The organism is Ensifer sp. 4252 (assembly GCF_050434565.1).
Lineage (GTDB): Bacteria > Pseudomonadota > Alphaproteobacteria > Rhizobiales > Rhizobiaceae > Ensifer.
In genome coordinates this window covers 26,097-50,770 of sequence record NZ_JBNDIU010000016.1, presented here as the reverse complement: position 1 = coordinate 50,770, position 24,674 = coordinate 26,097, and the positions used below count along the sequence as shown (strand labels likewise).

The 24,674-nt window shown below is 62.9% G+C and carries 20 protein-coding genes; 9 read left to right on the top strand and 11 right to left on the bottom strand.

The window, feature by feature from the left end:
- The first annotated feature begins 61 nt into the window (after positions 1 to 61).
- Positions 62 to 1,759, top strand: a complete 1,698-nt coding sequence (gene ade / locus ABIE33_RS24585; protein ID WP_429130433.1) for an adenine deaminase — start codon at positions 62 to 64, stop codon at positions 1,757 to 1,759.
- Positions 1,760 to 1,774: 15 nt separating this feature from the next.
- On the opposite strand, the gene aac(6') is transcribed toward ade, so the two are convergent.
- Together aac(6') and ABIE33_RS24575 are read right to left on the bottom strand one after the other, a co-directional pair.
- Positions 1,775 to 2,239, bottom strand: coding sequence for an aminoglycoside 6'-N-acetyltransferase (gene aac(6') / locus ABIE33_RS24580; RefSeq protein WP_429130432.1), 465 nt, complete (start codon positions 2,237 to 2,239; stop codon positions 1,775 to 1,777).
- Positions 2,239 to 3,876, bottom strand: coding sequence for an alpha-glucosidase family protein (locus tag ABIE33_RS24575; protein ID WP_429130431.1), 1,638 nt, complete (start codon positions 3,874 to 3,876; stop codon positions 2,239 to 2,241). The genes aac(6') and ABIE33_RS24575 overlap by 1 nt, the downstream gene beginning before the upstream one ends.
- Positions 3,877 to 4,056: 180 nt before the next feature.
- Here ABIE33_RS24575 and ABIE33_RS24570 point away from each other — a divergent pair, with 180 nt between their 5' ends.
- Positions 4,057 to 4,971: a sugar kinase gene (locus ABIE33_RS24570; RefSeq protein WP_429130430.1), complete on the top strand. Its 915-nt coding sequence runs from the start codon at positions 4,057 to 4,059 to the stop codon at positions 4,969 to 4,971.
- Between the two features lie 53 nt (positions 4,972 to 5,024).
- Here the strand turns inward: ABIE33_RS24570 and der are convergent, their stop codons facing one another.
- From der to ABIE33_RS24555, 3 genes are all read right to left on the bottom strand, one after another.
- Positions 5,025 to 6,458: a ribosome biogenesis GTPase Der gene (gene der, locus ABIE33_RS24565; protein WP_429130429.1), complete on the bottom strand. Its 1,434-nt coding sequence runs from the start codon at positions 6,456 to 6,458 to the stop codon at positions 5,025 to 5,027.
- A gap of 117 nt (positions 6,459 to 6,575) precedes the next feature.
- Positions 6,576 to 7,244, bottom strand: a complete 669-nt coding sequence (locus ABIE33_RS24560) for a tetratricopeptide repeat protein (RefSeq protein WP_429130428.1) — start codon at positions 7,242 to 7,244, stop codon at positions 6,576 to 6,578.
- 93 nt (positions 7,245 to 7,337) lie between these two features.
- Positions 7,338 to 7,925 (bottom strand): NnrU family protein, encoded by a 588-nt coding sequence (locus tag ABIE33_RS24555; RefSeq protein ID WP_429130427.1) that lies wholly within the window; start codon positions 7,923 to 7,925, stop codon positions 7,338 to 7,340.
- 176 nt (positions 7,926 to 8,101) lie between these two features.
- On the opposite strand from ABIE33_RS24555, the gene ABIE33_RS24550 reads away from it, so the two are divergent.
- Positions 8,102 to 9,121 carry a polysaccharide deacetylase family protein gene (locus ABIE33_RS24550; RefSeq protein ID WP_429130426.1) on the top strand — a complete coding sequence of 340 codons (1,020 nt, stop codon included), beginning with the start codon at positions 8,102 to 8,104 and terminating at the stop codon, positions 9,119 to 9,121.
- A gap of 22 nt (positions 9,122 to 9,143) precedes the next feature.
- Here ABIE33_RS24550 and sbmA read toward each other — a convergent pair whose 3' ends face one another.
- From sbmA to glpK, 5 genes are all read right to left on the bottom strand, one after another.
- Entirely contained in the window at positions 9,144 to 10,403 is a 1,260-nt protein-coding gene (sbmA, locus tag ABIE33_RS24545) for a peptide antibiotic transporter SbmA (RefSeq protein ID WP_429130425.1), read from the bottom strand.
- A gap of 178 nt (positions 10,404 to 10,581) precedes the next feature.
- Positions 10,582 to 11,781 (bottom strand): MFS transporter, encoded by a 1,200-nt coding sequence (locus ABIE33_RS24540; RefSeq protein ID WP_429130424.1) that lies wholly within the window; start codon positions 11,779 to 11,781, stop codon positions 10,582 to 10,584.
- A gap of 80 nt (positions 11,782 to 11,861) precedes the next feature.
- On the bottom strand, positions 11,862 to 12,614 hold the full coding sequence (gene map, locus ABIE33_RS24535) for a type I methionyl aminopeptidase (RefSeq protein WP_429130423.1): 753 nt from the start codon (positions 12,612 to 12,614) through the stop codon (positions 11,862 to 11,864).
- Positions 12,615 to 12,701: 87 nt separating this feature from the next.
- Positions 12,702 to 13,760 (bottom strand): LLM class flavin-dependent oxidoreductase, encoded by a 1,059-nt coding sequence (locus ABIE33_RS24530; protein WP_429130422.1) that lies wholly within the window; start codon positions 13,758 to 13,760, stop codon positions 12,702 to 12,704.
- A 109-nt stretch (positions 13,761 to 13,869) separates the two neighbouring features.
- Positions 13,870 to 15,363, bottom strand: coding sequence for a glycerol kinase GlpK (gene glpK / locus ABIE33_RS24525; RefSeq protein ID WP_429130534.1), 1,494 nt, complete (start codon positions 15,361 to 15,363; stop codon positions 13,870 to 13,872).
- Positions 15,364 to 15,629: 266 nt separating this feature from the next.
- Between glpK and ABIE33_RS24520 the strand changes: the two genes are divergently transcribed.
- The 3 genes from ABIE33_RS24520 to xdhB all read left to right on the top strand — a co-directional run bounded on the left by ABIE33_RS24520 (position 15,630) and on the right by xdhB (position 20,528).
- Entirely contained in the window at positions 15,630 to 16,406 is a 777-nt protein-coding gene (locus tag ABIE33_RS24520; protein WP_429130421.1) for a 3-hydroxybutyrate dehydrogenase, read from the top strand.
- A 118-nt stretch (positions 16,407 to 16,524) separates the two neighbouring features.
- Entirely contained in the window at positions 16,525 to 18,015 is a 1,491-nt protein-coding gene (gene xdhA / locus ABIE33_RS24515) for a xanthine dehydrogenase small subunit (RefSeq protein ID WP_429130420.1), read from the top strand.
- 176 nt (positions 18,016 to 18,191) lie between these two features.
- Positions 18,192 to 20,528, top strand: a complete 2,337-nt coding sequence (xdhB, locus tag ABIE33_RS24510) for a xanthine dehydrogenase molybdopterin binding subunit (RefSeq protein WP_429130419.1) — start codon at positions 18,192 to 18,194, stop codon at positions 20,526 to 20,528.
- Between the two features lie 18 nt (positions 20,529 to 20,546).
- Here the strand turns inward: xdhB and ABIE33_RS24505 are convergent, their stop codons facing one another.
- On the bottom strand, positions 20,547 to 20,885 hold the full coding sequence (locus ABIE33_RS24505; protein ID WP_429130418.1) for a hypothetical protein: 339 nt from the start codon (positions 20,883 to 20,885) through the stop codon (positions 20,547 to 20,549).
- Between the two features lie 12 nt (positions 20,886 to 20,897).
- Between ABIE33_RS24505 and ABIE33_RS24500 the strand changes: the two genes are divergently transcribed.
- From ABIE33_RS24500 to guaD, 3 genes are all read left to right on the top strand, one after another.
- Complete coding sequence (locus tag ABIE33_RS24500; RefSeq protein WP_429130417.1) at positions 20,898 to 21,839, top strand: LysR substrate-binding domain-containing protein; 942 nt, start codon at positions 20,898 to 20,900, stop codon at positions 21,837 to 21,839.
- 158 nt (positions 21,840 to 21,997) lie between these two features.
- Positions 21,998 to 23,236, top strand: a complete 1,239-nt coding sequence (locus ABIE33_RS24495; protein ID WP_429130416.1) for a urate hydroxylase PuuD — start codon at positions 21,998 to 22,000, stop codon at positions 23,234 to 23,236.
- Positions 23,233 to 24,549: a guanine deaminase gene (guaD, locus tag ABIE33_RS24490; protein WP_429130415.1), complete on the top strand. Its 1,317-nt coding sequence runs from the start codon at positions 23,233 to 23,235 to the stop codon at positions 24,547 to 24,549. The genes ABIE33_RS24495 and guaD overlap by 4 nt, the downstream gene beginning before the upstream one ends.
- Positions 24,550 to 24,674 lie beyond the last annotated feature (125 nt).

Sequence of the window (24,674 nt, the reverse complement as noted above, 5' to 3'; positions counted from 1 at the left end):
CGTCCTTTGCGCGTCATATTTGACGCGCGGCGCTGTAGAGACCGAAATGAGGGGTGCTAAGATGTCAACAGCTTTGGAGCGAATGATCGACCAGGGCGTCGGCCGCGAGCCGGCCGACATCGTGCTCAAGGGCGGGCGCTTCTTCGATTTGACAACGGGTGAGCTGGTCGCCTCCGATATCGCTATATCGGGCGGTCGCATCGTCGGCACCTATGGCGACTATGTGGGGCGCGAGGAGATCGATATCTCCGGCCGCATCGTCGTGCCCGGGTTCATCGATACGCACCTGCACATCGAATCTTCGCTTGTCACCCCGCACGAGTTTGATCGCTGCGTGCTGCCGCTCGGCATCACCACCGTCATCTGCGACCCGCACGAGATCGCCAACGTGCTCGGCACCGAGGGCATCCAGTTCTTTCTCGATTCCGCCCTCGAGACCATCATGGATATCCGGGTGCAGCTGTCGTCCTGCGTGCCGGCGACGCATCTGGAGACCGCCGGCGCCGACCTGCCGATCGAACGGCTCCTACCCTTCCGCGATCATCCGAAAGTGATCGGCCTTGCCGAGTTCATGAACTTCCCCGGCGTCATCCACAAGGATCCTGTCTGCCTCGCCAAGCTCGACGCGTTCCAGGGTGGTCACATCGACGGCCACGCGCCGCTGCTGCGCGGCAAGGACCTCAACGGCTATCTCTCGGCCGGCATCCGCACGGAGCATGAATGCACCACCGCCGAAGAGGCGATGGAGAAGATCCGCAAGGGCATGCATATTCTGGTGCGCGAAGGCTCCGTCTCCAAGGACCTGCATGCGCTGATGCCGATCATTACCGAACGGCTGTCGCCCTATCTGGCGCTCTGCACAGACGACCGCAATCCGCTCGATATCGCCGAGCAGGGCCACCTCGACCACATGATCCGCACCGCAATCGCCGCCGGCGTCGAGCCGTTGGCGATCTATCGCGCCGCCTCGATCTCGGCCGCCCGTGCCTTCGGCCTTCGCGACCGCGGACTTGTCGCACCCGGCTGGCGCGCCGATCTCGTGGTCGTCGACAGTCTCGAAAGCTGCCGCGCCCAGATGGTATTTTCCGGCGGCCGCCGCGTCACCGACGCGCTGTTTGCCACCCGCAGGCCGGTCCCCCCCGTCGGGCTCGACAGCGTCAAGGCCGGCCATGTCAATGCCAGCGATTTCGGCGTGCCCTACTCCGACAGCGACACGTCGGTCATCGGCGTCCTGCCGGGTAAGATCATCACCGAGCATCGCCGTTACCGGCTCCCTGCAAATGGCAACGAGACCGGCGTCGACCTCGGCCGCGACATCATCAAGGTGGCGGTGATCGAGCGGCATGGGGTCAACGGCAACCACGCCAACGGCTTCGTCCAGGGCTTTGGGCTGAAGAAGGGCGCGATCGCCTCGACGGTCGGCCATGACAGCCACAACATCTGCGTCGTCGGTGTCAACGTCGAGGACATGGCGACCGCCGCCAATCGCCTCGGTCAGATCAAGGGCGGTTTCGTCGTCGTAGAGGATGGCAAGGTCACCGGCGAGATCGCCCTGCCGGTGGCGGGCCTGATGAGCCTGGAGCCGCATGAATCCGTGCGCGACACCCTGCATCACCTGCGCCAGGCAGCCTTTGCGCTGGGCGCCACGCTGGAAGAACCCTTCCTGCAGCTCGCCTTCCTGCCGCTGCCGGTCATCCCGCACCTGAAGATATCGGACCGCGGGCTTGTCGATGTCGACAAGTTCATGCTGATCGGCTGAAAGAGATCGGCTCTTTCAGTTGTCGGTGAGCGACGCGGAAAGCTCCTTGCGGAAATAGACGACCCGCTCAGTTTCCTCGAAACCGAGCGCCATGTGCAGGCCGTGGCTTTCAAGGTTGTCGATATCCGTGTCGGACGCCAGCTCGCGGCAGCCGCGGCTGATCGCCCAGCGCTCCGCAGCCGTGATCAGCGCCCTCGCCACCCCATGACGACGATAGTGGGGAAGTACATAGATGCCTTCGAGAAAGGCGACAGGCGACGTTTCGCAGCCGTTGACGTAGTCGGTGCGCAGCGACACTTCGGCGAACCCGGCGGCAACACCGGCACCGTCCTCGCACAGAAACGCCGCCTGCCGCCCGGCGGCGGCAAGACAACTGTCGATCTCGTCGCGATGCACCGCGGCCGGGGTGTCGGACCAGAGCGCAAGCCGCATCTCCAGCCAGCGCCCGACCATCTCCCCGTCCATCAGCAACACACGCATCAGAGTTTCCCACAATAGGCGCTCAGACCATCGAGTTTGAGCACGCCGCCCGCCACCTGCGCCGATTGGCCCGGCAACGGTATCGCCTCCATCTCCGCATCGGATACGAGGAACTCCTGCGGCTCCCTCGTCAGGTTGAAGACGAAGAGCAGCCGTTCGCCGTCCTTCTCACGGGTAAACGCCAGGAGGTCGCGGTTGCTCTCCACAAATGACATGTCACCGTCGTGCAGGGCCGCATGCGATTTGCGAAAGGCCAGCATGGCACGATAATGATTGAGCACAGTGACAGCGCCAGCCTTCTGCGTGTCGACCGCCAGCCGCGCCTGTTCCGCCGGCACCGGCAGCCACGGTTTTCCGGCGGAGAAACCGGCATTCCTGGCGGCCGCCTCCCACACTATCGGCGTGCGGCAGCCATCCCGCCCCTTGAAGGACGGCCAGAAGCGAATGCCATAGGGGTCGCGCAGATCCTCGAATGCGAGATCCGCCTCGGGTAGGCCGAGCTCTTCGCCCTGGTAGAGGCAGACCGAGCCGCGCAGGCTTGCCAGCAAGGTGATCGCCAGCTTGGCGATCACCTCCCGCTCCGCCTCTTTTTGAGCAAAGCGGCTGACATGGCGTGTAACGTCGTGGTTGGAAAAGGCCCAGCACACCCAGCCGTCGGTGACGGCCTTCCGGAAATTGTCGACGCAGCGGCGGATATGGCTGGCAGTGAAATCCGGGCCGAGCAAATCGAAGGTGTAGCACATGTGCAGCTTGTCGCCGCCGCTCGTATAGGCGGCCACCGTCTTCAACGAGCGTGCGCCGTCTCCCACCTCGCCGACCGTCGTGCGCCCGCCATAGCCATCGAGCAACGCCCGGAACCGCTGGAGAAAAGCGACGTTCTCCGGCTGGCTCTTGTCGTAGAGGTGGTCCTGCATCCCGTACGGGTTGACGTCGGGCGCATCGTTGCTGGTCGCATCCGGATCCGGTACGAGCGGCGGATTGTCCCTGAGATGGCGGTCATGGAAATAGAAGTTCACGGTGTCGAGCCGGAACCCGTCGACGCCGCGATCGAGCCAGAAGCGCGCCGCATCGAGCACGGCGTCCTGGACTTCCGGATTGTGGAAATTGAGATCGGGTTGCGAAGCCAGGAAGTTGTGCATGTAATACTGTTTGCGTACCCCGTCCCATTCCCAGGCGGGCCCGCCGAAGATCGAAAGCCAGTTGTTCGGCGCGGTCCCGTCCGGCTTCGGATCAGCCCAGACATACCAGTTTGCCTTCGGATTCTCACGACTGGCGCGGCTTTCGACGAACCAGGGATGGCGATCGGACGAATGCGAAATCACCTGGTCGATGATCACCTTGAGGCCAAGGCGGTGGGCCTCCGCCAGCATCATGTCGAAATCGGCAAGCGTGCCGAACATCGGGTCGACGTCGCAGTAGTCCGAGACGTCGTAGCCCATGTCGGCCTGCGGCGAGGTGAAGAACGGCGACAGCCAGATGGCGTCGACGCCGAGCGAGGCGATGTGGCCGAGCCGCCGCGTGACGCCCTTCAAGTCACCGATGCCATCGTCATCGGTATCCTGAAACGAGCGCGGATAGACCTGATAGATCACCGCGCCGCGCCACCAATCGTCACCCGAAACCTGCTGAGACGCCATGCCCTGCCCCGTGAAACCGATCTGTGCGCCAAGATGTAGCCTCGCCCGGCGTGCGAGTAAACGCCGGACTGCAGCCATGGCACCGCTCAAATCCTCAAGCGTCGGAAAACAATCTCTTGCCGAGACCGGCCTTGGACCTTATCCCGTCAGCACGGGAAAAAGCCAAAGGGAGAGAAGACGTTGGCGGGAACGATGCTGTCGATCGGGGAGTGCATGGTCGAATTGATGCAGGCCGAGGGCGGTCTATTGCGCAAGGGTTATGCCGGCGACACTTTCAACGCCGCCTACTACGCGCGCCTGTTCCTGCCGAGCGATTGGTCGGTCGCCTATTGCTCCGCCGTCGGCACCGACACGGTATCCAACGAAATGCTCGCCTTCATGGCCGAGAAGGGCATCGACACGACGCCCGTGCGCAAGATCGAGGGCCGCACGCCGGGCCTCTACATGATCCACCTGAAGGACGGCGAGCGCAGCTTCTCCTATTGGCGCTCGGCTTCCGCAGCGCGGCTCCTCGCCGATGACCCTGACCATCTGCGCCGCGCCATCGACGGCGCCGATCTCATCCTATTTTCCGGCATTACCCTTGCGATCCTGGCGCCCGAGGCAGTGGAAACGCTGCTTGCCGAACTGCGCCGCGCCAAGGCCGCAGGCAAACGCGTGGTCTTCGACCCCAACATCCGCCCTCGTCTGTGGGACGACGCCGAGCGCATGCGCCAGACGCTGACGGATGGCGCCCGAGCAGCCAGCCTTCTGATGCCGAGCTTCGACGACGAGGTCATGCATTTCGGCGACGGCTCGATCAAGGCGACGATCGAGCGGTACAAGGCGCTGGGTGTTGCCGATGTTGTCGTCAAGGACGGGGAAAAGGGCGTGACGCTCGCGTTCGAGGGATCAGAAGAAAGCCATGTGCCGGCAACACCGGTCGAGCGCGTAGTCGACACCACCAGCGCCGGCGACAGCTTCAACGGTGCCTTCCTCTCCCGCCTCGTCACTGGGGGCACGCCGAGCGAGGCCGCAGCCTTTGCCGCCCGCATCGCTGCCGGCGTCATCGGCCATCACGGCGCACTGGTCGACAAGAGCAAACTCGCCGACTGAGGCTTCGCTTCAGCCTCCCGCCACCTGCGGCCATTGGCACTGATGCCGACGGCTCAGCGCTTCTTGCGGGACTTGCTCTCGAACGGATTGTCCGATGCGCGATAGTGGATGCGGATCGGCACGCCGGGCAGGTCGAAATCGTTGCGCAGCCCGTTGATCAGGTAACGCGTATAGGATTCCGGCAGCGCGTCGGGACGCGTGCACGAGATCATGAAGCCCGGCGGACGGGCCTTCACCTGCGTCATGTACTTCAGCTTAAGGCGGCGGCCGGAAACGGCCGGTGGCGGATGCTGCACCTGCTGGGATTCGAGCCAGCGGTTGAGACGCGCCGTCGAGATGCGACGATTCCAGGTCTTGTCGGTGTCGATGATCGCCTGCATCAGCCGGTCGAGGCCGTAGCCGGTATGCCCGGAAATCGGTATGGCGCGAATGCCGCGCGCCTGCGGCAACAGCCGCTCGGTCTTTTCGCGAAGATCGGCAAGCACGGCCTGCCAATCTTCCACCAGATCCCATTTGTTGAAGGCGATCACGGCGGCCCGGCCTTCGCGAATGATGAGATCGACAATCTGCAGGTCCTGCTTCTCGAACGGAATGGTCGCGTCGAAGACGATGACCACCGTTTCGGCAAAGCGGATGGCACGAAGCGCATCGGCAACCGAGAGCTTCTCCAGCTTCTCCTGCACCTTGGCCTTGCGGCGCATGCCGGCGGTGTCGAACATCTTGATGGTGCGGCCGCGCCAGTCCCACTCGACCGAAATCGAATCGCGGGTAATGCCGGCTTCCGGTCCCGTCAAAAGCCGGTCTTCGCCGAGGAAGCGGTTGATGAGCGTCGACTTGCCGGCGTTCGGCCGGCCGACGATCGCCACGCGCAGCGGCTTGGTCTCGTCATAGGCAGGTTCGGCCTCGTCGTCCTCTTCCCCCGTCTCGCCGGTGGTCGGGCGCAGGTCGATGTCGGTTTCGGCCACGTCGTCTTCCGGCGGATAGGCACGGTCTTCGCCGATCGCGGCGACGATCGCGTCGCGCAGATCGAGCATGCCCTGGCCATGTTCGGCCGAGATCGGGCAAGGGTCGCCAAGGCCGAGCGTGAAGGCGTCATAGAAGCCGCCATCGGAACCGCGAGCCTCGGACTTGTTGGCGACCAGAACGACCGGCTTGCCGCGCCGGCGAAGCATTTCCGCCAGCGTGTTGTCGGCCGGCGTCAGGCCCGCCTTGGCGTCGACCACGAACAGCGACAGGTCGGCCTCGTCGATCGCAGCTTCCGTCTGCGCCCACATGCGCCCCTGGAGGCTGTCGGGTGCGGACTGTTCGAGGCCGGCCGTGTCGACGATGCGGAAGCGCAGGTCGATGAGCTTGGCATCGCCCGGACGGCGGTCACGGGTGACACCCGGCGTATCGTCGACGAGCGCCAGCTTCTTGCCAACCAGACGATTGAACAAGGTGGACTTGCCGACATTGGGGCGCCCGACGATGGCGACGGTGAAACTCATGAACGTATCCGTTTCCGTCTTGAAGCGCTGCGCGTCACCAGGACACGCAGCGCTCCAACACTTTGAAAATCAACATATCCTTTCCAAAGACCGGTCCCGGTCTTCAGGGATATGCGCTTAGGCTTTGCCGCTCGCGGCAATCACGTCGAGCAGCATCTGCGCCCGGCCTGCAACATTGCGCGGGCTCTGGGCGTCATCGACGATCTGTTGGAACCAGCTCTTCGCCTTGGCGATGTCGCCGGACTTGTAGGCAGACAGGCCAAGCGCCTCACGGGCCGAGTGGCGCATATTGTTCTGCGGCACGGCCAGTTGCTCGACTTCGGCCGAAACCTGGTCATAGGTGCCGGCATCGACCAGCAGGTAGGCGGCACGAAGGCGGGCGGCATCACGAAGCGCCTCGGGCAGGCCTGTGTCCTTGCCGATCTCCGAGAACGCCTTGATTGCGGCCTCGGTCTCGCCCTTTTCGGCCTGCAGCGTCGCCGCACGAAGGCGAGCCAGAACCGGATAGGCGCCGTAGCCGTCCTTCTGCAGGTTGCTGAGGGCGGCAAGCGCCTCGTCGGCCTTGTTTTCCTTGGCGAGGTTCAGCGCCTGGAGGAACTCGTCGCCGGACTTCGAGGACGCGTTGTCGCGCCAGTAGTCGTAGCCGACCTTGCCGACGGTTCCCAGAACGATAAGCACGGCGATCGCCACAATGACGCTGCCGAAGCGGGCCCAGATGTTCTTCATCCGGTCCGAGCGCAGTTCTTCATTCACCTCGCGGATAAAGCTGTCGTCTTGGTTCGCCATCGATTGCCCCGGCCTCTCGGCCTTCCCTGCACGCTATTAGGATTTTGCGCCTTCTACCCGATTTTGCGGCAGTTGTAAGGGGGCGCGCGTTATTTAGCCGACAACCATGGGCGAAACACCGATCACCAGTTCGTGCAACTTCCAGACAATCACGCCGTAAAGGGCAGCGCCGAGCACCACGGCGATGAAGTCGTAGCGATAGGAAACGAAGGCTGGATAAGTGATTTCGCCGGCGCGCCAGCGCTTCTTCATCGAAATGCGCAGGATCACTGCCCAGACGAGGAAGGTGCCGAAAAGCAGCACCGACGACGTTTCGCCATTGGCAAGCAGGTGGGCGAGCGCCCAGATCTTGATTGCAAGGATCGCCGGGTGTTTGGTGGCCGCCCGGATCTTGCCAGGCGGCAGATAGGCAGCCACGAGACAGATGCTGGCGATCAGCATCAATGTCAGCGCGATATGCGCGAAAAAGACCGGGGGGGTATAGAGCATACCCGTGGTGGCGCGTGCCTGGTCGAAGCCGTAGGCGATCAAACCGAGGCCAACAAGCGCACAGATGCCGTGGATTGCATGCAAGGCGCCGGTGCCACTGCGGGCGATCACCGATGCGCGCAGGCCGGGCGCGAAACTGCGAACGAGATGGATGCCCAGGAAAATCACGATACCCAATATCAGCAGCGCCATGTCGTCACCCGTCCTTCATTGTTGTTCTATCCACTCATACCAAGTCTCGATGATGGGTTCCCATCACCGAGACTTGGTATCAGGCATAGCCGGACTGTGCAGAAATTTCCAGACAGATCAAAGGATTGCCGCATTCCTGGATAAAGGGACGGCATACGCAAATCGTCGCAGATATCATGATCCGAACATTTATTGCCGTTTCCCTCGCCCTTGCCCCTGCCCTCGCCGCGGCCGCAGAACCCACGTACGACACAGCCGCACCGGTTGTTCCTGCCAAGGACAAACAGCTCGTCATCGTCTCCTTCGATGGGGCGCATGACAACGCGCTGTGGGAGAAGAGCCTGGCGATGGCCAAGCGCACCAATGCGCATTTCACCTACTTCCTCTCCTGCACGTTCCTGATGACGCGCGCCGATGGCAAGCAGATCTACAAGCCGCCGGGGCTGAAACCGGGTCGTTCCAATGTCGGCTTTGCTCAGAGCCGCGAAGAAATCGCCGCCCGCGCCGGCCACATCTGGCAGGCCCATCTCGACGGCCACGACATTGCCAGCCACGCCTGCGGCCATTTCGACGGCAAGGGCTGGACGAAGTCCGACTGGCAGAGCGAATTCTCGACCTTCGACACCGCCCTGCGCGATGCCTGGAAGAAGGCGGACAAGCCGGATGCCGAGCCGCAAGGCTGGGCGGAATTTGCCCGGACCGGCATCAAGGGTTTCCGCGCTCCCTACCTTTCGCTGAGCGACGGCCTGCTTCCGGCCTTGAAGGCATCGGGCTTCACCTATGACGCGAGCCTGGTCACCAAAGGACCGGGCTGGCCGATGGAGAAAGATGGCATGCCGCGCTTCGGTCTGCCGCTGATCCCCGAAGGGCCGTCCAAGCGGCCGGTGATCGGCATGGACTACAATCTGTTCGTGCGCCATTCGATGGGCGTGGAAAACAAGAAGGACAGCGCCGCTTTCGAGGCGCGCACCTACGAGGCCTACAGGAAAGCCTTCGACAGGGAATATGCCGGCGACCGGATCCCGCTGCAGCTCGGCTTCCATTTTGTCGAAATGAACGGCGGCGCCTATTGGCGCGCGCTCGACCGGCTGCTGACCGAGGTCTGCACCAAGCCGGACGTCGCCTGCGTCAGCTACGCCGAGGCGCTGCCGATGATCGAGGAGGCAAAAAAGAAGGCGGATCGCTCCGCCTTCTGATCTTCGTAGATCTCGATTTGGCTCAGGCCAGCTCTTCTTCGCCACCGACCGCGATGAACTTCTGCTCGATTTCCGGCAGGGGCTCGTCATCGATCGCCGCTTCGAACGCGCGCAGACGCTTGTAGATCGACAGCAACTCGACGATCGTCGGCCAGGACGAAACCAGGTACTGAAACGACGACGTCACCTGCCCGAATGCACCCGAGATCTGGTTCAACGCACCGAGCGTGATCTTGCCGGCGATGATCGACGGCGCCAGGATCAGCAACGAAAAGATGCCGTTGATCTGCAGATAGAAGATGCGGGCGATGTTGAAGTAGAGATAGTGGAAATAGAGCCGGAAATAGTTCCGGCGAACGTTTTCGAAGAGATCGGCGACCGTCGGCGGCTGGGCGCGATCGGCGTGGTCCTCACCATAGACCAACTCCTTGCGATAGGCCGCTTCCACACGCTGGTTGCGGAACTCGAGGCCAGGCAGCTTAATGCCGACGATCGCCAGAAACACCGTGCCAAACAGCGACCAGAGAACCGCGGCCGTAACGAGCGGATAGGGAATGGCGCCGACGATCGGCAGTTCACTGACGTTGGCCGAGAGCCGGATCAACACCGGCGTAAACGCAATCAGCGTCATCACGCTGTCGATCAGGCTGACGCCGAGGCCTTCCACAGTCGTGGAAAAGCGCATCGTATCTTCCTGCACACGCTGCGATGCGCCTTCGATATGACGCAGCTTGCCCCAGTGGGCCATGTAGTATTCGTTCATCGCCGTACGCCAGCGGAAGATATAGTGGCTGACGAAGAAGCGGGTCATGACCGCAACCGCGACCGCCACCATGGCGATGCCGAGGAAAACGGCGATTTCTCCGTAGAACTCCGCCGCGGTCACCACCTTCGTCTTCGAGACGATTGCCTGGATCAGATCCCAGAACGGCCCGTACCAATTGTTGATGGCGACGCTCACCTGAACCTGAAAATAGGTGACGAAAAGAATGAGCGCCGAACCGAGGATCGACCAATTCTGCCAGGGGTGGGGCGAGTACACATACCAGAATGCGGCGAACAACCCGACGACCAGCCCGAAGTAGAGGTAGAACCAGAGGAAGGCGGGCGACCAGAACGCAGAAATGCCGGTGATCGGCGGCGCATCGGACGGCAAGGGTGGCATTCCGAAGACGGTGCCCAACTGTTCGCCCCCGCCATACCAAAAGGCGATGGCGACAAGCGACCAGACGACAAAGGAAATGAAAAAGAGCTTCGGCTTCGGAAAGAAGGATAGGAACAAAGTACGGCACTCTCGTTTCGGGGGAGGAGAACAACTCGCCTCCCGAAGCGCCGAAACTAGGGCAAAGCGCCGTTTTCAACAATCCGGTAATATGAACCTTACTGTTATTTCATGATGCCGGAAGGGGATGCCTTGCGGCATTCAGCCGTCGTCTCAGGGCGGTCATCAAGGTGGCTTTTCAGCGCGGCAAGGCAGCTGAAATCCGCCTCAGCTCCACCAGGATGACACCGCCGCAGACGAACAGCACCGCCGCCGCAATCAAGGTGGGGGCAGCAAAGCTGCCGGTACGCTGCGCGAGCCAGCCGGCAACTACAGGGCCGATGATCTGGCCGATGCCGAAGGCAGCCGTCATCAGAGCGAGCGCCTTGCGCGGGCTTTCCGGCGCCAGATGCCGGCCAATCTGCAGGCCATAGGCGGTGATCATGATGAAGGTGGCACCCAGCATCAGGCCGCCGGCAAGCGGCGCATAGGGCAGCGGCAGGCTGACGGTGAGGACAAGGCCGACGGCCTCGACCAGGAGACCGATCGCATAGACGCCGGCAAGCCCGAAGCGCGGCACCGCGAAGCGCCAGAGATAGACCGACAGCGCAGCGCTTAAGCCCGTCAGCAGCCAGGCGAGGAACTCGATGCTGTGGCCGCCGCTTGCATCGCGGGCCATGGCGACCAGGAACGTCGCGGTGATCACGTAACCAAAGCCGAAGAGACCGTAGGTCAGCGTCACCACGGTCAGGGGCCTCGTCCAGATAAGTGGCTTTTCACGCACGGCGCCGTTGCCGGAGACGGGACTAGCAGGCAGCATTAGCGCGACAACGATCGTGCCGATCAGACCGACGAGAGCGCCGGTGAACCAGTCGGCTTGCGACGCCGAAAGCCCGGCGACGCCAGCGAGAGGTGCCAACCAGACGCAGAGCGAGGAGAAGGCGATGCCGAGCCCGACGCCGCCGAAATGCACAGCCGGCACATGTTCATGCCGCGCCAAGAGCCCGTGACCCAGAACGATGCCGGAGATGAAAATCATCGAAAACGCGCTGGCGAGGCCGGCGAGAAAACGGATGAGACTGAGCACGAAGACCGAGGACGAGAGCCCCATCGCCGCGAGCAGCAGTGTCGTGGCCGCAAGTGAGGCAAGCCCGATCCGGCGCTCATGCCCATGCGCCCAACCGTAGGCGCCAAGCACGGCGCCGGCGAGATAGCCGACGAAATTTGCCGATGCAATGAGGCCGGCATCCGCCGGCGACAGGCCGAGGTCCACCATCATCGCCGGCAGGATCGGTGTGTAGGAGAAGCGGCCGAACCCCATGGCGACTGCCATGGCGATGGCACCGGCGGTAGCGGTGGAGGCGAGGCTTGCGTGATGTGGTCGGTCGATCGTGGTCATTGCAGTTTTATTGCACTGCAAAACGAACACCACAAATCACTATAATTGAACGTCCTATTGAAGGAATCGAACGATGCCCGTCAGCCGGGCAGCGTCACCACCAGCGGGCCGCCGCGCGTGACGACGACCGTGTGTTCGTACTGCACCGTCGGTGCCCGCGGCTCGCTGTAGAGCGTCCAGTCGTCCTTGTCGCCGCTTTCGGCCCAATCCGCACCCATCGAGAGGAAGGGCTCGACGGTAAAGACCATGCCGTCGATCATGCGCCGCCGCTCGCTCGGATCCGGCCAGGTCGCGATCTCCTTCGGCTCCTCGTGCAGGGAGCGGCCGATGCCGTGGCTGGCAAGGTTGGTGACCAGCGAATAGCGGTTCTTGCGGGCGAAATCGCCGATGGCGTTGCCGATCGCGGCAAGCGACTGGTCCGGACGCACCTGCTTGAGGCCGACCCACATCGCCCGCTTGCCGTCACGGCAGAGCCTGTCGATCGCGGCCGAAACCGGCGGCACCGGGAAGGAAGCGCCGGTGTCGGCGAAGATACCGTCTTTCTCGGCGGAAACGTCGATGTTGACGAGATCGCCGGCGCGGATGATGCGGCTGCCGGGAATGCCGTGGGCGATTTCCTCGTTGACGCTGATGCAGGTGGCGCCCGGAAACTGGTAGCAGAGCTCCGGCGCGGACCGCGCGCCTGAATCTTCCAGCACCTTGCGGCCGATGGCATCCAACTCGGCCGTGGTGATACCGGGCTCGAGCGCCTCGCCCATCGCCTGCAGCGCATTGGCGCAGATGCGGCCGATTTCCTTCAGCCGCAGCAGATCTTCTTCGTTGTTGAGGGTCATCCGTGTCTCGCTTTCGTGCCCACATGTAGCCCGTCGGCGCCGGATTTTCCAGCGCCGACAACAGGCACAGGGGTCAAGCGCAATGGCTCAGGCCGAAACGGCCTGTCCGGCCCGTTCCTCCGCCAGTGCCTTGCGCACCAGCGGCGCCACCCTGGTGCCGTAGAGTTCGATGCCGCGCATGATCTGCGCGTGCGGCATCGGGCCGATCGCCATCTGCAGCAGGAAGCGGTCGTTGCGGAAAAGCTTCCAGTTCTCGACGATCTTCTCGGCCACGGTTTCGGGATCGCCGAGGAAGAGGTTGCCGGCGGGGCTGCGCGCCTGGTCGAAATGCGCGCGGTTCGTCGGCCCCCAGCCACGCTCGCGGCCGATGCGGTTCATCACTTCGGCCTGCGGCCCGTAAAACTGGTCGGCGGCGACATCGGTCGTATCGGCGATGAAGCCATGGACGTTGATGCTGGTCTTCAGCTTTGCCGCATCCTGGCCGGCGCGACGGGCGGCCTCGCGATAGAGGTCGAACAGCGGCGCGAAACGGCGCGGCTCGCCGCCGATGATCGCGAGCGCCACCGGCAGTCCAAGGGCACCGGCACGGGCAACCGACTGCGGCGTGCCGCCGACGGCGATCCATAGCGGCAGCAGTTCCTGCAGCGGACGCGGATAGACACCGCGGTCGCTGATAGCTGGACGCATCTCGCCCGCCCAGGAGACCTTCTCCGTTTCGCGCAATGCCATCAACAGGTCGAGCTTTTCGGCAAAGAGCTGGTCGTAATCGTCGAGCGACTGGCCGAAGAGCGGGAAGGACTCGATGAACGAGCCGCGCCCGGCCATGATTTCGGCCCGACCATTGGAGAGAAGGTCGAGCGTGGAAAACTGCTGAAACACCCGCACCGGATCGTCCGAACTGAGAACCGTGACGGCACTCGTCAGCCTGATGGTCTTCGTCCTGGCGGCGGCGGCGGCCAGGATCACGGCCGGGGCGGAGGCGGCATAGTCAGGGCGGTGATGTTCGCCAAGACCGAAGACATCGAGACCGACCTGATCGGCCAGTTCGATCTCTTCCAGCAGATCGGCAAGCCGACGCTGGCCTTCCCGGCCCTTGTCGTCAGCGTTCGGATCGACATCCGCGAAAGTGTAAAGCCCGAGTTCCATGGCGCCCATCCTATCGTTGTTTACCAACAGATAGTTGGCTCCGGTGTCCGCAGCAAATGCGCGTCCGGGAAACACTGTGTTTCCCGGATGATGCCAAACGGAACTTTGATCAGGCCTGGCTCAGCGTGCGCTTGACCGCATTGCGCCAGCCCTTGAGCTTGGCCTTGCGTGTCGCCTCGTCCATCGCGGGCTCGAAACGACGATCGCGAGCCCAGGACTTGGCAAAATCCTCCTGCTTGGGCCAGACGCCGGCGCGGCTGCCGGCAAGCCAGGCCACGCCGAGCGCCGTTGTCTCAAGGATGACCGGCCGGTCGACCGGCGCGTCAAGCAGGTCGGAAAGCCGCTGCATCGTCCAGTCCGAGACGACCATGCCGCCATCGACGCGCAGCACCGTTTCCTTGCCGTTGCTGCGCCAGTCCTTGTGCATGGCCTCGAGCAGATCGCGCGTCTGGTAGCAGACCGCTTCGAGCGCGGCACGCGCGAACTCGGCGGGTCCGGTGTTGCGGGTCATGCCGAAGATCGCGCCGCGGGCGTCGGGATCCCAGTGCGGCGCACCGAGACCGGTAAAGGCCGGAACCAGATAGACCTCCTGCGACGGGTCGGCGCTTTCGGCAAGCGTGCCGGTGTCCGAAGCGGCCTTGATGACCTTCAGGCCATCGCGCAACCACTGCACGGCAGCGCCGGCAACGAAGATCGAGCCTTCGAGCGCATAGGTGGTTTCGCCATCCAGCCGATAGGCAATGGTGGTGAGCAGCCGGTTCTTCGAGCGCACCATGTCCTTGCCAGTGTTGAGCAACGCGAAGCAGCCCGTACCGTAGGTCGATTTCAGCATGCCCGGCTTGAAGCAGGCCTGGCCGATGGTGGCGGCCTGCTGGTCGCCGGCAACGCCGAGGATCGGGATCGCCGCGCCGAAAAGCGTCTTATCGGTGACGCCGAAATCGGCAGCGCAATCCTTCACCTCCGGCAGCATTGCGCGGGGAACGTGCAGGATGTCGAGCAACTCGTCATCCCAGGCATTGTCGGCGATGTTGTAGATCAGCGTGCGCGAGGCGTTGGTCGCATCGGTAACGAAGGACTTTCCGCCCGTCAGCCGCCAGATGAGGAACGTGTCGATGGTGCCGAAGCAGAGTTCGCCTTTGGCGGCTCTGGCCTGGGCACCCTTCACATTCGAAAGCAGCCAATTGAGCTTGGTGCCGGAGAAATAGGGATCGAGCAGCAGGCCGGTCTTCCTGGTGAAGGTCTTCTCCAGCCCCTGCTTCTTCAGCTTGTCGCAATAGGCTGAAGTGCGGCGGTCCTGCCAGACGATGGCATTGTGGATCGGCTTGCCGGTTTCGCGATCCCAGACGACGACCGTTTCGCGCTGGTTGGTGATGCCGATGCCGGCGATATCGCTTAGCGAGATCCCCGCCTTCTTGATCGCCTCGCTGACGGTGACGACGACGCTATCCCAGATCTCCTCCGGATCATGCTCGACCCAGCCGGATTTCGGAAAGTGCTGTTTGAATTCCTTCTGGCCGACGCCCGCCACCTGCTGCTTGCCGTCGAAGACGATCGCCCGGCTCGACGTCGTGCCCTGATCGATCGCGAGAATATATCCGCCCATATGCCCCTCCCCGGCCTGCATCACGTGTTTTTCGACGCCCTTCCCGAGGGGCGTGGAGTCCATTTCGAAAAACTTCAATACGATGGCAAAACGAATGTCAAACGAAAACAAAACGCAAGAAATCGCGACGAAGCCTGTTGCCGCAACTCTGCGTCGGCGGCCCGAAAAACACAATTGTCACATCGGCGGTTTTACGCGTAGGTTGACGCTGTTGCGTCGCAAAAACCGGGCAAGATTAAGCGACGCTGCAAAGGGAGAGATCAGGAATGACGAGAACTGCGGTCATCACCGGTTCGACGAGCGGCATCGGCCTTGCCATTGCCAAGGCTTTCGCCAAGGGCGGCGCCAACATCGTCTTGAACGGCTTCGGCGCGCCGGACGAAATCAAGGCAGCGACGGACGAAGTCGGGGCACTGACGGCCGGAACGGTCATTTATCACCCGGCCGACATGACCAAGCCGGATGAAATCGCCGACCTGATGGCGACGGCGGCAAGGCGTTTCGGCAGCGTCGACATCCTGGTCAACAATGCCGGCGTTCAATATGTCGAGAAGGTCGAGGATTTCCCGGTCGAGCAATGGGACCGGATCATCGCCATCAACCTCTCCTCCTCCTTCCACACCATTCGCGCCGCCCTGCCCGGCATGAAGGCAAAGGGCTGGGGCCGCATCGTCAACATCGCCTCGGCCCACGGGCTCGTCGCCTCACCGTTCAAATCGGCCTATGTCGCCGCCAAGCATGGCATCATGGGGCTGACGAAAACGGTGGCGCTCGAAGTTGCGGAAAACGGCATCACCGCCAATTCGATCTGCCCGGGCTACGTGCTGACCCCGCTCGTCGAAAAGCAGATCCCGGACCAGGCCCGCACCCGCGGCATCACCGAAGAGCAGGTGATCAACGACGTCATGCTCAAGGGCCAGCCGACCAAGAAGTTCATCACGGTCGAACAGGTAGCATCGCTGGCCGTCTACCTCGCCAGCGACGATGCGGCACAGATCACCGGCACACATGTTTCCATGGATGGCGGCTGGACGGCGCAATAGCACGCCGCCCGTCCATTGAGACAAGGCGGAAGACGCCCTAACTCTATGAAAATGCGCATGGTCCGCCGCCGGGAACGATTCCGGTTTTTGCGGCCATGCATCAGCAGGAATGAATGGCATGCCCAAGGCTAGGGAAAGCAAGGACGACGACAGCATTCGCTTCATCCTCAATGACAGCGAGGTGGCGCTTTCCGACGTCGCACCGACCGCGACCCTGCTCGACTATCTGAGACTCGAGCGCCGGCTGACCGGAACGAAGGAAGGCTGCGCGGAGGGCGACTGCGGTGCCTGCACCGTGCTCGTCGGCCGGCTTGCCGGCAACGCGCTGGTCTACGAAAGCGTCAATGCCTGCATCCGGTTCGTCGGATCGTTGCATGCAACCCATGTGGTGACCGTCGAGCATCTGGCCGCGAAGGACGGAACGCTGCATCCCGTGCAGCAGGCAATGGTCGATTTCCATGGCTCGCAATGCGGCTTCTGCACGCCGGGCTTCGTCATGTCGCTTTATGGCCTGTGGCTGTCGAACGACGATCCCAGCCGCACGGACATCGAAAAGGCGCTGCAAGGCAACCTCTGTCGCTGCACCGGCTACGAGCCTATCGTAAAGGCGGCCGAAGCCGCCGCCAGCGCGCGGCCATCCGCCATCTTCGATCCGATCACCGCTGCGCGCGAGGCAACGATCGCCCGTCTCAAGGCGCTTAAACCTGAGAAGACAATCACGGTCCGGCACGGTGAAAGCTGTCTGATCGTGCCGGCCGATGCTGCCGGCCTCGCGGCGGCTCTTGCCGAATACACGGGCGCGACCGTGGTTGCCGGCGCGACCGATGTCGGTCTCTGGGTCACCAAGCAGATGCGTCCGATTGATCCCGTCATCTTCATCAACGGCATCACCGAGTTGCAGCGCATCGAGGAGAGCGACGCCGGCCTGACCATTGGCGCAGGCGTCAGCTATTCAGCCGCCTTTGCAGCGCTCAGCAAAGCCTATCCAGCCTTCGGCCGGTTGATCGACCGCATCGGCGGCGAACAGGTGCGCAACATGGGCACGATCGGCGGCAATATCGCCAACGGCTCGCCGATCGGCGACAGCCCGCCGCCCCTGATCGTGCTCGGGGCAACCGTCACGCTGCGCTCGACGGAAGGCAGCCGTACGCTGCCACTGGAGGACTTCTTCATCGCCTATGGCAAGCAGGACCGCAAAGCCGGCGAGTTCGTCGAGAGCATCTTCGTACCCAGGCTGCCGGCGGATGAGCTGTTTGCGGCCTACAAGCTCTCCAAGCGCCGCGACGAGGATATTTCCGCATTGCTCGGCGCCTTCCGCATTTCGCTCGAAGGCAACAGGGTGAAGACCGCCCGCATCGCCTTCGGCGGCATGGCGGGCACGCCGAAGCGCGCCGCAAGTGTGGAGGCAGCACTCATCGGCAAGCCCTGGACGGAGGAAACGGTGCACGCCGCTCAAGCAGCCTTCGAGGCGGATTACCAACCCTTGAGCGATTGGCGCGCCACCAGCACCTATCGCATGCTGGCGGCGAAGAACCTGCTGATGCGCTTCCTGCTCGAAAGCAGCGGCCAGCCGGCGGAGCTCGTGCGCTATGCGACGGGAGAGAGGTGATATGAGCACCGGCTGCAAGGTCAATGGCTTGGGATTGCCCCTCACCCTATCCCTCTCCCCGCAGGCGGGGAGCGGGAACGGAGGCGCAACCGCGATGTCCCTTCTCCCCGTCATTACGGGGAGAAGGTCGCCGGCAGGCCGGATGAGGGGCATGTCCTTCGAAAGGATTGAAGTAGATGGATAAGTCGACCTTCGAGGAACGCAAGGCGATCAACGGGCAGATGCATTCGCGCCAGCGCCACGACAGTGCCCACAAGCATGTGGCCGGCACCGCCGATTATATCGACGACATGCCGGAACCGGCAGGCACCCTGCACGGCGCGCTGGGCATGACCGATCGCGCCCATGCCGAAATCACCGAAATGGATCTGTCGGCCGTGGCAGCCGCGTCCGGTGTCGTCTGCGTGCTGACGGCGCGCGATATGCCGCATTCCAACGACATCAGCCCCAGCCACCTGCATGACGAGCCGGTGCTCGCCGACGGCATCGTCCAGTTCCACGGCCAGCCGGCCTTTGCCGTCATCGCCGAGACGCGCGACATCGCCCGCCGTGCCGCCCGGCTGGCGAAGATCAGCTATCGCGACCTGCCGCATTTCACCGATATCACCGATGCCGTCGCCCATGGCGGCGAACTCGTCACCCAGCCCCTCACCCTGCAGCGCGGCGATGCCGACGCCGAACTGGAAAAAGCGCCGCGCCGGCTGAAGGGCCGGATGCGCATCGGCGGCCAGGAGCATTTTTACCTCGAAGGCCATATCGCCCTTGCCATTCCCGGTGAGGACGACGAGATCACCGTCTGGTCCTCGACCCAGCACCCGAGCGAAATCCAGCACATGGTCTCGCACGTGCTCGGCGTTCCCTCCAATGCAGTCACCGTCAATGTGCGCCGCATGGGTGGCGGCTTCGGCGGCAAGGAAACGCAGGGCAACCAGTTCGCAGCCCTTGCGGCCGTGGCGGCGAAGAGGCTCGGCCGGGCAGTCAAGTTCCGCCCCGACCGCGACGAGGACATGACGGCCACCGGCAAACGTCACGACTTCCTCGTCGACTACGACGTCGGCTTCGACGAAGACGGCCGCATCCACGCCGTTCATGCCAACTATGCGGCACGCTGCGGCTATTCCTCGGATCTTTCCGGCCCGGTCACGGACCGCGCGCTGTTTCACGCCGACAGTTCCTATTTCTACCCGCATGTGAAGCTGACATCGCAGCCACTGAAGACCAACACCGTGTCCAACACCGCCTACCGCGGCTTCGGCGGCCCGCAGGGCATGGTCGGCGGCGAACGCATGATCGAGGAGATCGCCTACGCGCTCGGCAAGGACCCGCTCGAGATTCGCAAGCTCAATTTCTACGGCGAGAAGGGTTCGGGCCGGGATATCACGCCCTACCACCAGCACGTCGAAGACAACATTATCGGCAGAATTGTCGCCGAGCTTGAAGCCGACGCCGACTACCAGGCGCGCCGCCAGGCCATCGTCGAGTTCAACCGTGCGAGCCGCGTCATTCGCAAGGGCATCGCGCTGACACCGGTGAAGTTCGGCATCTCCTTCACCATGACCGCCTTCAACCAGGCAGGTGCCCTGGTGCACATCTATCAGGATGGCTCGATCCACCTGAATCATGGCGGCACCGAGATGGGCCAGGGCCTCTATGTGAAGGTTGCTCAGGTGATCGCCGACAGTTTCCAGGTCGATCTCGACCGTGTCAGGATCACTGCAACGACGACCGGCAAGGTGCCCAACACTTCGGCAACGGCAGCGTCGTCGGGCTCCGACCTCAACGGCATGGCCGCCTTCGATGCGGCCCGCCAGATCAAGGAACGGCTCATTGCCTTTGCCTGCGAGCGCTGGCAAACGACCGCCGAGAACGTCACTTTCGTTCCCGATCATGTGAAGATCGGCGAGGAGCTGGTGCCCTTCCCGGAATTCATCAAGCTCGCCTACATGGCGCGCGTTCAGCTTTCGGCCGCCGGATTCTACAAGACGCCGAAGATCCACTGGGACCGTGCGACCGGACGGGGAACGCCGTTCTACTATTTCGCCTATGGCGCTTCGGTGTCGGAAGTGTCGATCGATACGTTGACCGGCGAATACATGGTCGACCGCGTCGACGTGCTGCACGATGTCGGCCGCTCGCTCAATCCGGCAATCGACCTCGGCCAGATCGAAGGCGGCTTTGTCCAGGGCATGGGGTGGCTGACGACGGAGGAATTGTGGTGGGACGACAAGGGCCGGCTGCGCACGCATGCGCCCTCGACCTACAAGATCCCTCTCGCCTCGGACCGGCCGAAGATCTTCAACGTCAAACTGGCCGAGTGGGCGGAAAATGCGGAAAAGACCATCGGGCGGTCGAAGGCCGTCGGAGAGCCGCCCTTCATGCTGCCGATCTCCGTGCTCGAGGCGCTGTCGATGGCAGTGGCGAGCGTTGCCGATTACCGCGAATGCCCGCGTCTTGACGCGCCGGCGACGCCGGAGCGTGTGCTGATGGCCGTCGAACGCCTTCGGCAATCCTGACGGCCATCGGGATTTGCGTTAGATCCGCGGGAGTTCATCGATGTTGAGAAGGCGGCGAGAGTTGGCGATTGCCTCGTCGTCATCTTCATGAGCACCATGCCAATCCATGAAACCCATGTCTCTCTTGAGATGGTCGGACAGCGCATTGACATCCAGGATCGGCTTGGCGGCAACGGCGCCGCGAAACAGGGTAGACGTGAACCGCACGACCGCATCCAGCGAAAGAACTGGTTTTCTTTCAGTATGTTCGAGAACGTCGCAAGTCATTTTGATCACCTGTTCGTCTTGGGAAGTTGACTTGCAGGATGCCGTGGAGGAGGATTGAAATCCAATCGAACATCCGTCTGCATGCATCAAGAGAACTTATCCATGAAGATGTCCAAGCAGTTTCCGCTGAATGCGCTCCGGGTCTTCGAAGCAGTGGCCCGGCTCGGCAGTTTTACCAGGGCCGGCGAAGAGCTGGGCATGACCCAGACGGCCGTCAGCTATCAGGTCAAGCTGATCGAGGAGAATGTCGGCGAACCGCTGTTCCTGCGCCGCCCGCGCCAGATCGCGCTGACCGACGTCGGCCAACGGCTGGCGCCGCGGGTCACCGAAGCGTTCGAGATGCTGCAGGAGGCCGTCTCCTCGGCGCGCGGCGACATCGACAGCGCACTGCTGATCAGTTCGACCCCGACCTTCGCCTCGCAATGGCTCGCTCGCAACATCGGCTCGTTTCAACTCGCCCATCCCAACATCGCCGTGCGGCTGAGCACCAACGACCACATCATCGATTTTGCCAAGGAATCCGCGGATCTCGCCATCCGCTCCGGCGCCGGCGTCTGGCCGGGCCTTGATACCCATCCGCTGATGCGTGTCGAGTTCAGCCCGATGCTGAGCCCGGCACTCGCCGAAACCGTCGGGGGCATCCACGAGCCACGCGATCTCCTGAAGCTCAGGATCATCGATGCGGGCGACCCCTGGTGGCGGATCTGGTTTTCCGCAGCCGGCGTCGACGATCCCGATCTCGAAGGCCGTCCGACAAGCCGGCTCGGCGCGCAGTCCTTCGAGGCGCGCGCCGCCGTTGCCGGCCAGGGCGTGGCAATCCTGACGCCGGAATTCTACGGTGACGACGTGGCGCTCGGCCGGCTCTACCAGCCTTTCGACCTGCGCTGCAGCGACGGCTGCGACTATTGGCTGGCCTATCCCCATGCGCGCCGCAACACCCCGAAGATCCGCGTCTTCCGCGACTGGATCCTCAGCGAGCTCTGCCCGTCGGTTCAGTTCGGGGCCGATTGGGTAGAAGAGCGCAAAGCGGCTTCCGCGAGCTAGGGTAACCCATTAGAATCGATCAGGTTTATCACCAGGGCGATTTCCTCCCGAAATCGTCCTGATCCCGGAAAATCACGTCCCGGCGCGCATTCGCCCCCTTCCCCAACCTGCGGTTTTTGCGCAAGGTGCGACGACGGAGAGAATAAAGGGGACCCCGAATGTATGAGTTCGCCATCGCCTGGGAATGGCTGGCCTTGGCCGTCCGCTGGCTGCATGTCATCACCGCCATCGCCTGGATCGGCTCATCCTTCTATTTCATCGCGCTCGACCTCGGCCTCGTGAAGCGCGATCACCTGCCTGTTGGAGCCTATGGCGAAGAATGGCAGGTGCATGGCGGCGGCTTCTATCACATCCAGAAATATCTGGTCGCCCCCGCCTCGATGCCCGAGCACTTGACCTGGTTCAAATGGGAATCCTACATGACGTGGCTTTCGGGCTTCGCCATGCTCTGTCTCGTCTATTACGGCGGCGGCGATCTTTTCCTGATCGACCGCCACGTGCTCGATATCTCGGCAACGTCCGCGATCCTGATTTCGCTCGCCTCGCTCGGCATCGGCTGGGTCTTTTATGATCTGCTCTGCAAGTCGCCGATCGGCAACAGCACCTGGGGCCTGATGGCGCTCCTCTATGTGGCGCTGGTGGTCATGGCCTGGGGCTATACCCAGGTCTTCACCGGCCGCGCCGCGTTCCTGCATCTGGGCGCCTTCACCGCGACCATCATGTCGGCGAACGTCTTCTTCATCATCATCCCCAACCAGAAGATCGTGGTTGCCGACCTGATCGCCGGCCGCACGCCCGACCCCAAGCTCGGCGCGCAGGCCAAGCAGCGCTCACTGCACAACAACTACCTGACCCTACCGGTCATCTTCTTCATGCTGTCGAACCACTATCCGCTGGCTTTTGCGACCGCCTTCAACTGGATCATCGCCGCCCTCGTGTTCCTGATGGGCGTCACCATTCGCCACTGGTTCAATACGACCCATGCCCGCAAGGGCAGGCCCACCTGGACCTGGCTCGTCACCGTCATCCTCTTCATCCTGATCATGTGGCTGTCGACCGTGCCGAAAGTGCTGACCGGCGAAGAAAAGGCAGAAGTCGCGCCGGTCTTTGCCCGGTTTGCTGAGAATGCCCACTTCCCCGCCGTCAAGGATGCGATCTCGACCCGCTGTTCCATGTGCCACGCGGCCGAACCGGTCTATGAGGGCATCGCCCGGCCGCCCAATGGCGTGGTGCTGGAGAGCGATCAGGAGATTGCCGCCCGTGCCCGCGAAATCTATATCCAGGCGGGGCGCAGCCATGCCATGCCGCCCGGCAACATAACCGACATGACGACGGACGAGCGCCAGTTGCTGACAGCCTGGTTCGAAAGCGCCGTCGAGGAAGGCAAGACACAATGATATCGACGCTCATCCGCGGCCGCCTCTTGAGCTTTCACCGCGCGCCAATGGCAATCGACGACAGCGCGGCCTACGCCTATGAAGGCGATGGCGCGCTGCTGGTCGAAGACGGCCAGATCAAGGCGTCGGGCGCCTATTCAGCCGTCAAGGCCGAGGCAGCGGATGATATCGCCGAGATCGATCACCGTCCGCATCTGATCGTGCCCGGTTTCATCGACACCCATCTGCACTTCCCGCAGATGCAGGTGATGGCGTCCTACGCCGCCAATCTGCTCGAATGGCTCAACACCTACACCTTCCCGGAGGAATGCCGCTTCGTCGAAACTGCCCATGCCGAGCGTATCGCCAGCCGCTTCTTCGACGAAATGGTCCGCCACGGCACGACGACGGCGGCAGCCTATTGCTCCGTGCACAAGGCTTCCGCCGACGCCTTCTTCGCCGAGGCGCTGCGCCGCGACATGCGCATGATCGCCGGCAAGGTCATGATGGACCGCAACGCGCCGCAGGGGCTGCTCGACACCCCGCAGATGGGCTACGACGAGACCCGCGCCGTGATCCGCGAGTGGCATGGCAAGGGCCGCAACCATGTGGCCATCACCCCCCGCTTCGCCATCACCTCGACGCCGGAACAGATGGATGTCGCCAAATCGCTGGTGCACGAATTCCCCGATCTGCACGTCCAGACGCATCTCTCGGAAAACCGCGACGAGATCGCCTTCACCTGCGAACTCTATCCGGAAGCCATTGATTATACCGACGTCTACGCCCGTTACGGCCTGCTCGGACCTAAGAGCCTGTTCGGCCACTGCATCCATCTCTCCGACCGAGAGGCGGATGTGATGAGCGAGACGGGATCGGTGGCAGTCTTCTGCCCCACGTCCAACCTCTTCCTCGGCTCGGGCCTTTTTCCCTTGCGGGCGCTCAACCGGCGCGACAAGCCGGTGCGCACTTCCGTTGCCTCGGATATCGGCGGCGGCACCAGCTATTCCATGCTGAAGACGCTCGATGAGGCCTACAAGATCCTGCAGTTGCAGGGCGAGCGGCTGAACCCGTTCGACAGCTTCTTCATGATGACCCGCGGCAACGCCGAGGCGCTGTCGCTGGTCGACAGGATCGGCACGCTCGAGCCCGGTACCGACGCCGACTTCATCGTGCTCGACATGGCGGCAACGCCGGCGATGGCGCTGCGCGCCGAGGTGGTCAATTCACTCTCCGACGAGCTTTTCCTGCTGCAGACCATGGGCGACGACCGCTCGATCGTCGAGACCTATGTCGCGGGAAAACCTGCAAAGTCGGCCCTCGCCGCGGCCTGATCGCATCGTCAAACACAAAGAGGTCAAAAAAGTTGACCTCTTTGTTCGCGCGCTATTAACAAGCCTTCGTCAAACATGGTAAGGCCTCTGAAGTCATTCCTGGAGCAGACATGCGCGGTTTTCAC